General features: G+C 63.4%; 12 protein-coding genes and 1 tRNA gene. 3 read left to right on the forward strand and 10 right to left on the reverse strand.

Features of this window, described 5'->3' with window-relative positions:
* The first annotated feature begins 309 nt into the window (after window positions 1–309).
* Complete coding sequence (locus AB0H22_RS08610) at window positions 310–1,002, forward strand: hypothetical protein (RefSeq protein WP_358146278.1); 693 nt, start codon at window positions 310–312, stop codon at window positions 1,000–1,002.
* 591 nt (window positions 1,003–1,593) lie between these two features.
* Here AB0H22_RS08610 and AB0H22_RS08615 read toward each other — a convergent pair.
* The 7 genes from AB0H22_RS08615 to AB0H22_RS08645 form a co-directional block, all read right to left on the reverse strand.
* Window positions 1,594–2,070 (reverse strand): hypothetical protein, encoded by a 477-nt coding sequence (locus tag AB0H22_RS08615; protein WP_358146280.1) that lies wholly within the window; start codon window positions 2,068–2,070, stop codon window positions 1,594–1,596.
* A gap of 633 nt (window positions 2,071–2,703) precedes the next feature.
* On the reverse strand, window positions 2,704–4,320 hold the full coding sequence (locus tag AB0H22_RS08620; RefSeq protein ID WP_358146282.1) for an alpha/beta hydrolase: 1,617 nt from the start codon (window positions 4,318–4,320) through the stop codon (window positions 2,704–2,706).
* A complete protein-coding gene (locus AB0H22_RS08625; protein ID WP_358146284.1) occupies window positions 4,320–4,628 on the reverse strand; it encodes a hypothetical protein in 309 nt (102 codons plus the stop codon). The genes AB0H22_RS08620 and AB0H22_RS08625 overlap by 1 nt, the downstream gene beginning before the upstream one ends.
* Before the next feature lie 44 nt (window positions 4,629–4,672).
* Window positions 4,673–5,893, reverse strand: coding sequence for a hypothetical protein (locus AB0H22_RS08630; protein ID WP_358146286.1), 1,221 nt, complete (start codon window positions 5,891–5,893; stop codon window positions 4,673–4,675).
* A gap of 16 nt (window positions 5,894–5,909) precedes the next feature.
* Window positions 5,910–6,518: a DUF3558 family protein gene (locus AB0H22_RS08635; protein WP_358146288.1), complete on the reverse strand. Its 609-nt coding sequence runs from the start codon at window positions 6,516–6,518 to the stop codon at window positions 5,910–5,912.
* Entirely contained in the window at window positions 6,518–6,916 is a 399-nt protein-coding gene (locus AB0H22_RS08640; protein ID WP_358146290.1) for a hypothetical protein, read from the reverse strand. Before AB0H22_RS08640 ends, AB0H22_RS08635 begins: the two co-directional genes overlap by 1 nt.
* 272 nt (window positions 6,917–7,188) lie before the next feature.
* Window positions 7,189–7,264, reverse strand: a tRNA-Asn gene (locus AB0H22_RS08645).
* 182 nt (window positions 7,265–7,446) lie between these two features.
* On the opposite strand from AB0H22_RS08645, the gene AB0H22_RS08650 reads away from it, so the two are divergent.
* Window positions 7,447–7,695, forward strand: a complete 249-nt coding sequence (locus AB0H22_RS08650; protein ID WP_180751838.1) for a hypothetical protein — start codon at window positions 7,447–7,449, stop codon at window positions 7,693–7,695.
* A 4-nt stretch (window positions 7,696–7,699) separates the two neighbouring features.
* Here AB0H22_RS08650 and dnaG read toward each other — a convergent pair whose 3' ends face one another.
* Both dnaG and AB0H22_RS08660 read right to left on the reverse strand, forming a co-directional pair.
* Entirely contained in the window at window positions 7,700–9,601 is a 1,902-nt protein-coding gene (dnaG, locus tag AB0H22_RS08655; protein WP_180751837.1) for a DNA primase, read from the reverse strand.
* Between the two features lie 25 nt (window positions 9,602–9,626).
* A complete protein-coding gene (locus AB0H22_RS08660; protein WP_358146293.1) occupies window positions 9,627–10,913 on the reverse strand; it encodes a deoxyguanosinetriphosphate triphosphohydrolase in 1,287 nt (428 codons plus the stop codon).
* Window positions 10,914–10,972: 59 nt separating this feature from the next.
* Between AB0H22_RS08660 and AB0H22_RS08665 the strand changes: the two genes are divergently transcribed.
* Complete coding sequence (locus tag AB0H22_RS08665) at window positions 10,973–13,015, forward strand: TPM domain-containing protein (protein WP_358146295.1); 2,043 nt, start codon at window positions 10,973–10,975, stop codon at window positions 13,013–13,015.
* On the opposite strand, the gene AB0H22_RS08670 is transcribed toward AB0H22_RS08665, so the two are convergent.
* Window positions 13,012–14,394 (reverse strand): aspartate aminotransferase family protein, encoded by a 1,383-nt coding sequence (locus AB0H22_RS08670; RefSeq protein WP_180751835.1) that lies wholly within the window; start codon window positions 14,392–14,394, stop codon window positions 13,012–13,014. The genes AB0H22_RS08665 and AB0H22_RS08670 overlap by 4 nt on opposite strands.
* Window positions 14,395–14,400: the final 6 nt, after the last annotated feature.

A 14,400-nucleotide genomic window follows, 5' to 3' on the forward strand; every position in this document is an offset into this window, starting at 1 on the left:
GTGGAGATGCTGATCGACCCTTCTATGGCACTAAACCAGAAGGTGGCCAGTGGACAGCTTGCCTCGATTTAGCGTGGGATAACGCATATTGCATCAATATCCGAAATCCCGATGTTACTAAGGTTTCGTGCGCTGATCCTAGCGCTAAAAACAAGTACCGAGCCGTCAAAGTTATTCCTAATTCAGTGACAACGCGGGGCTGTACCCAGAATGGCTATGCGCATCCGGTAAGACGATTTACCATATGTACCGAGAAAGTGGCATAGAGGAGCTACTGACTATTCGATTTGTAGAAGCAGGAGCCGTATTGTGGGTCGCGCGTTCTCTGATGCGGAGCAAGCGGTGGCGCTGGACGCATCGGTGCCGGTGAAGCAGGCCGCTGAGCAATTGGGGCGCACGGTGGGCACGATACGGGTAATGCGCACCAAGGATCGTTTGAGCCGCCTGCCGGTTCCTGAAGGCAAGCACGGCACAGCCTACGCGTGGCGCACGTACGGGTGTCGTTGTGAGCCGTGTGTGCAGGCGCAGCGGAAACACGAGCGGGCCTGGGCGGCGCAGAGGCCATTAGAAGCGAGGGTGCAGAAGGCGGCCCGGAACGCGGTGCATCACGCGGCCCATCGGGAGCGACATAACGAAATCCGGCAGGCCCGCAGGGTCAAGGTCGCAGAGATTACCGGGGCCAAGGCGATTCGGGCGAAAGAACCCGTCATCGACGAGGACATCGCGATTGCGTGCGATATGTCGCTGAACACAATCGAGGCTGCACTGGCGTTGGGGCGCACCGCGTCATCCGTGGCGAAAATCCGTCATACGCACCGGAATCGGCACGACCCTGCCCAGCAACCCCGAAACAGGCCATGGACCGACAAAGAACTCGCTATCGCCCTCCACGAATCGATATCCGTGGAACAAACCGCCGATCGCCTCGGCCGCAGTCAGCAAGCCGTCGCCGCCAAACGTGCCACTCACTGGCAGAGCTCTACCGCGGGCCAGGAGACTTGACCGATCCTTGATGGTGACCGACCGTGCGAACTATGTGGGCAGCGTGACGGATGGGCCGGTTGGTGGATGGGGCTTCCCGTAGACGGCTTCCGAAGGGCCGGGCAGATCGGAACTGTCCAAGACGAACGGTCTTTCGGTCATGGGCCGATGAAATCACACCCGAAGAGGCCTCGAATTTTTGCCAGGCCTTCTGTCGCAGATCGAAGCACATGATTGACGTCAGCACAACACCCTGAATTCCAAATCGGCTGTATATCAAGGTATTTAGCGCACCTATTCGTTGTATAGGTGCGCAGATTGTGTAATTGACACAGAAATTCGCACCTGCGCAAAACTGCGCAAGATGCACAGCCCTGACAGGTATCGGACGGCAGGGTTCAGGGCCAGGCACTTCGAATCTGCATCTCCAGCCCGAAGCCGTCGACCACCTCGACAACGTCTCAACAGGCGAACGCGAATAATCGGTTCTCTCGGTTTGGCCGCTCATTGTTGAACGCTCCTGCAGTCGGGGATCTGCTGACATCTAGTACGACGTCACCCGAGACTGATTCGTTTCCAACAATTTTCAACTATGTTGAAAGTTTCCGAACCTTACACCGACAGCGGCGGATGGCACCAGGAGTAAAGGGCCGCAGCCTGTTTCGCCGCATACGCCAGGGTTGCATCATTACCGCAGGAAAGGACCGCGTGTGCCTCTCCGAGCGAGTCGCGCACAGGCCGCAGCAGCAGGTAATCGATCGTGGTGGACTGCCGCGGGAAGGGTGGGGCTTCGGGTCGGCTGATTGATGCCTCGAAAGCTGCTGCCGTGTTCGGGACGACGGGCCGCCCTGCGAAGTAGGCGGCGACTATCTCCGCATCGGCGCGCGTCGTCACGGCGAAGCGCCGATAGCCCTCCGCCTGCCACCTGATCAGGTCGACGAGCGCCTGCACGGACGCGGCGTCCCGCGGTGAAATCCCGTATTCGGCAGCATCATCGAGAAACACCTCGAGCTGCCAGGCCGCCATGTCGTACAGACCTGCAGCCAGCTCTAACCGCGGCGGATCTAGTTGGGGCTGCGGCTTGTTCATGTTCCCCGACTTAGTTCGTTGGGGTTGATTGCGTGATCACTGCGGGATTGCGTGCGAGGTTGCCGTCCCGGAGGTCCCCGGGGAAGCACGGAGATATGACGGTCAACGTCGGCGGGTAGTTGGCGGGATGGGCAATTTCGATTTGAAGCCGGTAACCGTCTTCAGCGTATGCAAACCAATTGGGCTTTTCGAACTCGTTGCGCTCTATCACCTTCAAACCCCAACTCCTCCAAACATCACCGATATTCGCAACGACCTCCGTAGGCGTGACGTTGGCTGGTGACGTGACGTGAGTCGTCACGTCATACTGGGTTGGCCCGGGACCTGGCCCCGCGAAATCGTCGTCACAGGACAAATTGCTGCCACCCTGCGCGTCACTGCTGTCTAGCGCTGCGCCCTTAGGAAGAGCATCGACGGTCCGCTGCAGGTACCTGAGCACGGTGTCTTGTGCTTCTTGTTGGCTGGCAGGGATTTTCGGGTTCTTGGCTGTAGGTGTGGGTTCCATGGGTCCTCCGGGGATGGGGGTTGCACCGGATGGTGTGGACGGTCCGAGCGGGTCAGCAGGCTGGCCGTGAGAGCATGCCACCACAACAACGGCGAAGGCAGCGACAGCGGCTCGTTTCATGGGTTTGATCATGGTACGTAACTCGGCGGTGTGACATCGGTGCGTCCGGCGATGATCTTGCCCATGTTGGCCAACGCCGGGTTTCCCTTATCCCAATAGCTGCTGTGCGCGTCGACTGTGGGGGTGCCGAATGGGCCCGCCGGTCCTGGTGAGGCCTCGAATGGGATGCCGCCGAATTGGGCACCCATGGGGTCTGGGCCAAGGCTCGCGTAGGTGACGACGCCGATGATGTCGTTCTCCGCGCGGGTGGAGAAGACGTTCGCACCAGGTGCCAAGTTGAGGTCGCTTGCGTGTTGGGCGAGCACGCCGGGACTTCCCACGGTGATCACGTTGTTGGCATCCAAATGATGCCCGTCGGTGGCCGCACCGCCGAGAAGGGTTGAGCCGTAGCTGTGTCCGATGACGGTCTGGATTGCTTGCCCTCCGGTCGCGGCGTCGTTATGCGATGCACGTAATCCGGCTTGGAAGTCATCGAGTGCCTGTGCGCCATTGTGCGCGTAACTCGTCGATGAAGCATCCGGGAGGCTCATCGGTCGGTCGTAACCCATCCAGGTTGTCACCGACACATCGGTGGGGCGCAAGCTGCGATCTGCTTCTCGCGATGCCCAGTACATCCTTTCGGATTTTTCGGTGCTGTATTCGAGGCGGGCGAGGTCTTGTCCGGTCCCGGGGATGTAGGTGGCGATCCGCTTGGCATTGTCGGGGTTGTTGATCGACGTCGCCGCGTGTCCCTGGTCGTCAAGGTAGCTCAGGTAACGGCGCATGCCATCTGGGGACTCCAACGACTTGCCGACCTGCTTATACCCTGCAAGTGTGTGATTGGCGTTGTCCCACTGCTCTTTCCAATTACGGTACTCAGCCGCGGCTTTGTTGGTAGGAGGGTGCCCGTCAGCCCAGTCGGGGTGTTGGGAGCGCAGAGTATCGACGTTGGCTTGGGCAGCGTGGGTCAACTCAGGGAGGTGACGTTCGTTGAAGCGTGTCTTGTCCTCGGTCGGCATACCCGGGTGGTTCCCGATGAAATGATCGCGGTTGTAGGCATCTTGTTTTTGTTCCTCGGTCAGTGAATTCCACCAGCGAGTAAACTCTTCTGGCTTGGCAAGTTCCTTGGCCTTGTCCAGAATCCACGGCCCGCTACCTGCGTCGGAGTCACCGGCCGGTCCATCAAGCAAGCCGACCGCGCGGGTCAACTGCGCATCAGAAGATTCCCCGGCCGCCAGGACTTGTTTGGCAGTGGAGACGATGTACTCCATATCAGAGGGGTCGTGATTGTCCTTTAGCGCGGTGACGGTACCGCTGGACTTGTCGAGCCGGAACCCGTGGTCGGCCGCATACGCATCGACACTTCTCAGGAGCTGCTGAGCGCCATCGAATCCATCTGCGGCGCCGGATATTCCCTTAGTCGCGGCCCGGTAATCATCAGAATGTATCGTCATGAACTTGCCGAGACTATCGAGATTGCCGAATGCTGCAGTTGCAGAGATGCCAGTCCACCGGCCTTGAATCGGCAGCTTGCCGATCCCCGATTTGGTCTCATCCATCGAGGCGGCCTGCTTATCCAACGCCTTGGCCGCATCGCGGATCGTTTCGACTTCCAGCCTCTCGATATCGGCAAGTGTGATCGCCATCAGCGCCCTTGCCGGGTAACGAGAATGCGCTCTGCACTCATTTCGTCGGTCCGCTCGAATTCGTGCCCGATCTGGCGCAGCGCCTTGCTGTTGTGCTCCAGCTCGTGTTCAACATTCGCCGAGATCTGCTGCAGGAAACCGAGCTTGCCTTGCAGTGCCGCCGCAGAGGTCCCAATCCATTTGGACGCCGCAAACTTCAGGGTGTCATTGGCCGCGGTGTGTACCTCTTTGTGCTCACGCTCTAACGTGGCCAGACGATCCGAGGACAACAACATATCCACCGGGTCGACATGCAACCGGTCGCCCACGCGCTACCCTTTCCCCTAGATAACCGGCTGCGCTGCTAACGTTTTCACTCGAATTTCACGTCCCAGCCCATGGACTTATAGCGCCGAATCTCAGCCTCACGGGCCTTCTTCTCGGCGGCCTCGCTCTCGGTCCAGTCACCAATCACGCCGGGGGACGCCTTGATCGACTCGCCAAACAGTTCGTTGCCGTTGTCGACGTTGATCAAAAAGCTCGGAGTCTCGTGATCTTCGTCGTCTTCACCCTTACCGCCGCGACCATGCCCGCCGGCGCCGCCCATCATGCCCATCGGCCCCATACCGCGCACACCCGTAGCACCCATCGCCGCAGGATTCACCCCGCCGCCACCACCTGCGGCACCACCGGGAAGCCCTGCACCACCACGCAACGCACTGAGACCGCCAGGCCCGCCCGTGCCCGCACCGACACCCGTCCCGGTACCGGTCGCCGACGGCGAGAACCCGGCAGCCGTCGTACCACCCACCGGCAATCCCGACCCGGAATCCTTAGAGCCAGAACCAAACCCGGAACCCGCACCACCGGAGCCCGAGCCGCCACCCGATCCAGATCCTTGACCACCGCCGGAACCGCTGCCTTGCCCACCGCCCTGGCCTTGGCCAGCGCCAGCTTGCTGACCATCCCCAGACGCGAGTTGCGGTTTGGTGTCCTTGCTCGCCAAACCATCTGAGGGGGACGGTGATTGAGGTTTCTGACCCTCGCCGCCGCCTGTGTCTGTCTTGCCGCCGCCGTCACCACGGGAACCCGGATCCACCGGGAACGACCCCGTATCCTTGCTCTTGCCGACATCAGAGACCTTGGGCCGCTGCACATCCAACGGTGAGGTGTACAGACGCTGAGCATCGGCACGCATTTCCTCGGTCGCCTTGTTCCACTCTTCCAATGTGGCTTTGGAGTTGGGACGCGAATGACTCTGCGGCACATTGTGCGCCTGCGTCAGTACATCGGCATCCTGATCGAGCGTCGTACTGATCTTGTCGGCCAGCGCGGGCAGCCCGGAATCTGGATCGGCGACGGTCTTGTAGAACGAATCTAGGTTGGTGTGTGCGGCCGACGGCCCTTCGCCGGACCAAAACCGGTCGTCGTTGAGCCGATTGCGTGCCTCCTGCACTGCCGCATTCGCCTGACTCGCCTCCGAACCCATCGCCTTATAGCGACCACTCAGATCGTGCGCTACCGCCGCTTGAACGCCGTTGAGCTTTTGCGTGATCTCATCGAAATTCCGTGACGGCCAACTGTCATCAGCCATAACTATGCCTCCCTCATCACTTCGGTAGCTTCCCAGCCACAACGGTGGCCACCGCCACCGCCTTCGCACAGGTATCCGGCACGGCCTGCGGGCCGAGCTTCGGATCCAGAATGCTCACCAGAGTCCCCACAGACGCACGCTGCGAAGGCAACTCGACCCAACAGTCAGGCAGGGCGGTACCGGTTTTTTGGTACATCACACCATCCAGCCCACCGACTTGAATCGGCTGGCTGCCCGGAAAATTGTCGTGATTCAGATAATCCGACACCGGACGATTCATCACACCCATATAGACGAACCAGCCATCACCATTCCACCTGCAGCCTCGCAGTATTCGGTCGGGAGCGCCGCGTTCCTCCACGGATTCGGGTTTGACGCCCCAGCTCCGCAGTTCCTCTGCGGTGAAGGCCAGGCACGGATCGAACGTGGTCCCGTCGTTGTACTGATTCGGAGGCGGATGCGGAACCGTCAACGAATTGCTGACCGTCGTACTCGTCAACGACGAACCCGCGATCGAGGGCGCAGTCGTGGCGATACCGCCGGTCGTCGTACCGCACGCAGAAACGACGACGGTCACAATCGCGGCCACAGTGGTCAGGCGTACGGGATAAGGAGTGGTAGGCATCAGTACCCGACCGTGGTCGTGCCGTCCTTGTAGGGATTGAAGCGCCGACCGTTGCGTTCCTCGGTGTTCAGGTACAGCATCTCCATCGCGAGGAAATGATCGGCCATCTGCTGGCACGTCGCCCGCATCGAGGTCAACAGCCCCCGCGTCACCTCATGCGAATCGCGGTATTGCTTGCCCACATCCTGGCCGGTAGGCAAATCACCCCACCCCTCCATGCTGGGAGCCTCACCCCAGTCCCCTAGCGCTTTGTCGAAGTGGTCGCGGGCCCGAAGCATGTCGGCCGCCTGGATATGCCCCGCGTTCTCTGACATGTGCAAGATCTTGCCTGCGGCGTCAGCCGCATCAGCGCGAGCCTTCGGATCCATGCCGTTGATGTCGAACTTGTAATCACCCACGTCGCCCACCTCACGTTTCATCGTCACAACTGGCATTTATCTAGATACGACGGCACGGGACTCGATCCGGTTCCATCAATCTTCAACAAAATCAACCGAGTGCGAAGACGCCGTCCGATGACCAAAGGATCAGCCTGGCAACCGCCCGGCGGGCTTCGCAAGTGCTCGCACGCATGTGCTCGCATGGACCCCGAGGGTCTCGCATCGGCGACACGAAAAAACCCGGGTAGCTAGACCTCGCGCTACACCGGGTTTCTCAGAATATGTGCTGGTGGCTCCCCCGCTTGGACTCGAACCAAGAACCGTCCGATTAACAGTCGGAAGCTCTGCCAATTGAGCTACAGGGGACTATCTGGTTCGCATTGGTTGTGAGGCGAACCGAGGCATGACTTTAGCGTACGGGTGGGGGTGAAAGCCAAGTCGGTTCCCCTCGGTGCGCCTGGTCACGTCGCCGTGTGAGTCCTGGCTCAGCCGCTCACAGGTGCGTCAGGCAGGATAGGGAGAACTTCGTTCGTTGGTGGAGGGTTTCCGTGATTCGGGTTTTGTTAGTGCTGGCGGCTGGCTACGTGCTGGGCGCGAAGGCCGGACGCCGCCGATACGAGCAGATCGTCAAGGGGTACGAGGCTGTCACCGGCAGCCCCGCCACCAAGAAAATGATCGAGCTCAGTCGTCGTAGGCTCGCCGACAAGCTCTCCCCCGACCCGCACATGGTGGAGCTCACATCGATCGATGAGACGACCATGATCTTGGAGCCCGAGCCTCAGCTCGACAACAAGTAGCGCACTACACCGACAGATCGTCCCCGCTGACCTGCTCCAGCAGGCTGCGTCGATACGCCTCCAGCGCCACCAGATCGCCGAACAAGGCGTGGTACTCGTCGGCGTGCTCCACCGGTGACATCCGCTGCAGCTTGGATTTGACCTCGGCGACCTGCCGCCCGACCCACACCTCCTGCAGCCTGGCCAGCACCGATCCGATGTACCGCGGCAGCCGCTCGTCGCTGTCCACCTGGATCGCATCGACGGTCAGCGCATTGATCAACGTCACCTGGTTCTGGGACGACGCGCTCTGACGCACCTTGTCGGTCCACTCCGCACCGACGACTCCCGCGGCGGTGCCCCCAGCAGCCTCGATCGCGGCGTGCACCGCCACATACCCGGGATGGGTGAAGCTCTCGGCGGGCAGTGAATCGAACACCGGTCCGGCCAAGGCAGGGAACTGCAGTGCAGCCTTGAGGGCTTCCCGCTGAGGAGACAGTGTGGGGTCCTTGGGGTCCGGCATGGTGACCTTCGGCGCCGTGGTTTCGGAGCTGCGGGCCCGACGATCGGGCGATACGGAACCGCCCTTCGCCGCCTTACCGGCCTCCTCACGCACTCGCGCCAGCAGCTGGGCCACATCGTCCCAACCGACCCACCCGGCCAGCTGCCGGGCGTACTCGTCGCGCAGCGTCGGGTCCTTGATCTTGGCCACCATCGGCACACACCGTCGCAGCGCGTCGACACGCCCCTCGGCGATCTCCAGGTCCGACTCCGCCAGCGCCGACCGGATCGCGAAGGCGAAAAGCGGGATTCGCCGCGCGACCAGATCGCTCAGCGCCCCATCCCCCGACTTCAGCCGCAGATCGCAGGGATCCATTCCGTCCGGGGCGACCGCCACAAACGACTGACCCGCCAGGTTTTGTTCTCCCTCAAAGGCTTTCAAGGCAGCTGCCTGACCGGCGGCATCCCCGTCGAACACGTAGATGAGCTCACCGCGGAAGTACGAGTCGTCCATCATCAGCCGCCGCAGCATCGACAGGTGCTCATCACCGAACGCGGTACCGCAGGACGCCACGGCAGTAGTCACTCCGGCCAGGTGCATGGCCATCACGTCGGTGTAGCCCTCGACGACCACGGCCTGGTGCCCCTTGGCGATATCGCGCTTGGCCAGATCCAAACCGAACAACACCGAAGACTTCTTGTACAGCATGGTTTCCGGGGTGTTGACGTACTTGCCCGGCATGGTGTCGTCATCGAAGATCTTGCGAGCCCCGAAGCCGATCACCTCTCCGCTGCTGGCGTGAATCGGCCACAGCAGCCGCCGGTGGAACCGATCCATCGGACCGCGGCGCCCCTCCCGGGACAGGCCTGCCGCTTCGAGCTCCTTGAACTCGAACCCCTTGCGCATCAAATGCTTTGTCAGGGTGTCCCACCCGGCGGGCGCGAATCCGCAGCCGTACTGCTTGGCCGCGGCGGCGTCGAAATTGCGTTCGGTCAGATACTGGCGCGCCGGTGCCGCCTCGGGCGAATCCAGTGCCGCGGCGTAGAACTCCTGTGCGGCCGCATTGGCGGCGACGAGCCGGGCCCGAGTGCCACGGTCGCGTTGCACCGCGGTGCCGCCACCCTCGTAATTGATGGTGTAGCTGATGCGGTCGGCCAGCCGCTCGACGGCCTCCACGAAGCTGACGTGCTCGATCTTCTGGATAAAGGTGTACGCGTCGCCGCCCTCACCACATCCAAAGCAGTGAAAGTGGCCGTGATTGGGCCGCACATGGAAGGACGGCGACTTCTCGTCGTGGAACGGGCACAGCCCTTTGAGTGAGTCGGCACCCGCGCGTTTGAGCTGGACGTAGTCGCCGACGATGTCCTCGATCCGGGTGCGCTCACGGATCGCCGCGATATCGCGATCAGGAATCCGGCCGGCCATCGGGCCAGCTTAACCAACCGCGCCGTCAGGCCCAGCTGGCTTGCACACCCTGGCTATCGCGGTCCACCCGCTCAAGCCGGCTTTCGGTGTACGAGGCGATCTGATCCACCACCACTCGGGTGCGGGCCGTGTCGTCCGCGGCGGCCTCGAACGCGGGCAGGAACACCGGATCCAGCGTGGCCGGAGCCCCCGCGGCCAGCCACTGCGCCACCCGGTGGATGCGCTCACGCTGACGTGCCTGCACCGCGATATGCCGGGGATCGGACATGATGAATTGCAACGCAAGCATTTTCAGCACCGCCACCTCGGCGGCCACCACATCGGGCACGGTCAGCTCGGCCTCGAACCGGATCAGCGATCCGCCGCCGGCCACCCCCCGGGTGGCCCCGATCGCGGCCGAGGCGAACCGGCCCACCAATTCACTGGTCAGCCGCTTGAGGTTCGTCGACGCAGTCAGAGTGCCGTCATATGGGCCGATGGCCGCGACCACCGGCATGGTGGCCAACCGTGCCGCCGCCTCTTCCAGCGGTCCCTGCTCGAGGCCTCCGAAGGACTTCACACCGAGCTCAGCCAGTATCTGCGCCTCGCCGGGTGATGCCAGTACCCGCAGATCGATGCGCCCGGAAATCACCCCGTCCTCGACGTCATGCACCGAGTAGGCGACATCATCGGACCAGTCCATGATCTGTGCCTCCAGGCAGCGACGCCGTGGCGGCGCTCCCGCACGCACCCAATCCAGGGCCGTCGCGTCCTGGTCATAGGCCCCGAACTTTCCGCCGCCCGGCGGGCGCAGCCACGGGTACTTCGTCGCGGCATCCAGGGACGCCCGGGTGAGATTGAGGCCTGCGCTGTTGCCTTCACCGTCAACAATTTTGGGCTCCAGCCGGGTGAGGATGCGCAGGTTCTGGGCATTGCCCTCGAACCCACCGCAGTCCACGGCCACCTCGTCGAGCGCGCGCTCGCCGTTATGCCCGTACGGCGGATGGCCGATGTCGTGCGCCAGCCCGGCCAGGTCCACCAGGTCCGGGTCGGCACCCAGCCCGGTGGCGATACCGCGCCCGATCTGCGCCACCTCCACGGAATGCGTCAGCCGGGTTCGTGGCGTGTCACCCTCACGCGGGCCCACCACCTGCGTCTTGTCGGCGAGACGGCGGAACGCGGCGCTGTGCAGCACCCGCGCGCGGTCCCGCGCGAAATCGGTCCGGTAGTCCTGAGACTGCGCGGTCGGGATGGCTGGGTATCCAGCGACGGCCGCCGTCTTGGGTGCTTCGGTGACGACGCGTTCACGGTCGGAATCGTTATAGGTGCCCACTATCCGCCTAGTCTGCCAGGACGGGTCGGCGTGCCTCGCGAGGCACTAGATTGGCGACCATGCGTCTGCTCGGTCTCAAAGGGAGCCTGCTGGGATCTCTGATCGCGGTGTTCATGGTGTTTGCCCCGGCCCTGCTGATGGCACCGGCGGCGACCGCCGATCCACCCTTCCGGATACCCGGCTACGTCACCGACCGAGCCGGGGCGCTCAAAAGCCCCGCCAAGGTGCGAGCCGCCGTCGACCAGCTCTATGAGAAGCAGAAGGTGCGGCTCTGGGTGGTCTACGTCAAGGACTTCGGCGGCATCGATGCCGCGGACTGGGCCAACCAGACGATGAAGAAGAGCAGTTTCGGGGACCGGGACGCCTTGCTCGCGGTCGCGACCGAAGACCAGGCCTACACCTTTATGGTCCCCTCGAGCATCGACAACGTCACTGACTCCGAAGTTGCGAACCTGCGCTCCAACACGATCGAACCCGCGCTGCGCAAGTCGGATTGGGACGGCGCCGCCATTGGTGCTGCCAACGGCCTCGACTCCGCCGTCTCCTCGTCGTTCTCGGTTCCGTGGAAGCCGATCCTGGGCGCACTCGCCTTCGGCGCCCTCATCGTCGGGGCGTTCATGCTGTACTCCTGGTTCAGAACCCGAGCACGCCGCAAGGCGGAACTTGAGGCGGCCAAGGGCATCGATCCCTCCGATCCCGAAGCCCTCGCAAGACAATCGGTCGATGCACTCGACGGCCTGTCCAAATCGATTGTGGTGAACGTCGACAACGCCGTGCGCACCAGCGAGGCCGAGCTCGCGTTGGCGGTCGAGGAGTTCGGCACCGAGCAGACCACGCCCTTCAACAAGGCCGTCGAAACCGCGAAAGCAACATTGGCGCTGTCACTCTCCGTGCGTAAACAGCTCGACGACGCAATCCCGGAAACACCCACCGAACAACGCCGCCTGCTCATCGACGTCATCACATCCGCCGCACGCGCGGACCGCACGCTCGATGAACAGTCCACCGCCTTCGATGCGTTGCGGAACCTGGTCATCAACGCACCCACAAAGCTCGACGGCCTCACCCAGCAGGTGGTGTCGGTGACTGCCCGTACACCGGAGTCGGAGCGGGTTCTCGCACAACTGCATACCGAGTTCGACGGCACGGCGCTGGCGTCCATCACCGACAACATCACGGAGGCCCGCGAGCGGGTCAGCTTCGCAGATTCACGTATTACCCACGGGCGCGAACTCGCCTCCCGCGCCATTGAAGGCCAGCAGATGGCCCTGGTCGACGCCATCCGTGGCGCGGAATCCGCACTGACACAGGCCGGCGCGCTGCTGGATGCCGTCGATAACGCCGCCACCGACATCCGCCGCGCCACCGACACGCTGCCCGCCGCGATCGCCGACACCAAATCCGGTATCGCCAAGGCTGAGGAACTTCAGAAGCAGGGCTCCGTCCCCAGCGGCGAGACCCTCGCCGAACTGACCCAAGCGCATGACGCCGCAGTGGCCGCCACCGCGGACGCCGAACGGATCGGGTCGTCGGATCCGCTCACCGCCTATACCCATCTGGCACAGGCCGATGCCGAGCTGGACAAACTGTTGGCAGCCGTGCAGGAGGAGACCGAGGCCGCCGCACGCCGGGCTCGTGCCCTCGATCAGGCGATCGCCACTGCGCGACAACGGCTGAGCTCGGCCGGTGGGTACATCGGCTTGCATCGCGGAGCCGTCGGTTCGGTCGCTCGCGGAGAGGTCGCGGAGGCGGAGCGCCAGATTGCAGCTGCCGAGTCCGCGCGCGGCTCGAATCCCTCGCAGGCCATCCTGCTCGCCAACCGCGCCGCCGAACTAGCCGCCCAGGCAGAGCGCCGCGCGATACAGGAAGCGCAGAATGCACGCTCGTATTACGGAAACGGGTACGGCAATTCCGGCGGATACAGCGTCGCAGGCGACGTGGCCGGCAATGTCGCCGGCGCGGTGATCGGCGGGATCCTTCGCGGCATGCTCAGCGGCGGATCAGGCCATCACAGCTCGTGGTCGGGATCGGGGTCCTCGTCCTACGGCGGCTCGTCCCGGTCCTCCGGTATGAGCTACCGCGGCGGTAGCGGCCGCTTCTAGTCGGCGTATCCGTCGGCGACGTTCAGCGCCTCGTCGAGGATCGACAACCCACGCCGCAGATCCTCTTCGCTGATGATCAGCGGAGGCGCCACATGCGTGCGGTTGAAGTGCGTGAACGGCCACAGGCCGCTCTTCTTGCACGCCGCGGCGAAGGCATTCATCGGTCCCGCCGCCTCGCCGCTGGCATTGAACGGCACCAGCGGCTCGCGGGTTTCCTTGTTACGCACCAGCTCCACGGCCCAGAACAGGCCACGGCCGCGGATCTCGCCGACGCTCGGGTGGGTGTCCACCCAGCGCTCCAGCTCCGGGCGCACCACGCGCTCACCCAGATCGCGGACACGTTCGAGGATCTTCTCGTCCTCGAACACCTTGATGGTCTCGACGCCGACCGCGCACGCCAGCGGGTGACCGGAGTACGTGAGGCCACCCGGGTACGGGGTGTGATCGAAGCTGGTGGCGATGGCATCGGAGATCACCACGCCGCCCAGCGGCACATAACCCGAATTGATGCCCTTGGCGAAGGTGATGAGGTCAGGGGCGACGTCAAAGGCGTTGATGGCGAACCATTCCCCGAACCGGCCGAACCCGACCATCACCTCGTCGGCGATGAACACCAGGCCGTACCGGTCGCAGATCTCCCGCACGCCGGCCAGGTAACCCGGCGGCGGCACCAGCACACCATTGGTGCCGACCACCGATTCCAGGATGATCGCGGCGATGGTGGGCGGGCCCTCCAGCGCGATCACCTGCTCCAGATGCTCCAGCGCCCTTTGAGTTTCCTCCTCGGGCGTGGTGGCGTGGAACACCGAACGGTAGGCGTAGGGGCCGAAGAAGCGCACCACCGAGTTATCGCCGGGATCATTGGCCCAACGGCGCGGCTCACCGGTCAGCGACATCGAGGTGGTGGTGCCGCCGTGGTAGCTGCGGTATGCGGCAAGCACTTTGCGACGGCCGGTGTGGTGGCGTGCCATGCGCACCGCGTGCTCCACGGCCTCGGTGCCGCCGTTGGTGAAGAAAACCTTGTTGAGGGTGCCGGGGGCACGCTCGGCGACCAGCCGGGCGAGCTCACCGCGCACGTCGTTGGCGAAGGCGGGCGCGATGGTGGCCAGCCGGCCGGCCTGACGCTGGATAGCCTCGACCAGGCGCGGATGCTGGTGTCCCAGATTGAGATTGACCAACTGCGAGGCGAAGTCGAGGTATTCCTTGCCGGTGTAATCCCAGAACGTCGCACCCGACCCGCCGGCGATCGGCAGCGGGTCGATCGCTGCCTGCGCCGACCAGGAGTGGAACACGTGTCCACGATCGTTAGCGCGGACCTCGGCCTCGGCGGCGGGGTCGGCGATCGGGGCCAGGGCGGGATCGGTGGCGATATCGGTCATGTGAGT

The organism is Mycobacterium sp. NPDC050853 (genome assembly GCF_040653875.1).
Taxonomy (GTDB): Bacteria; Actinomycetota; Actinomycetes; order Mycobacteriales; family Mycobacteriaceae; genus Mycobacterium.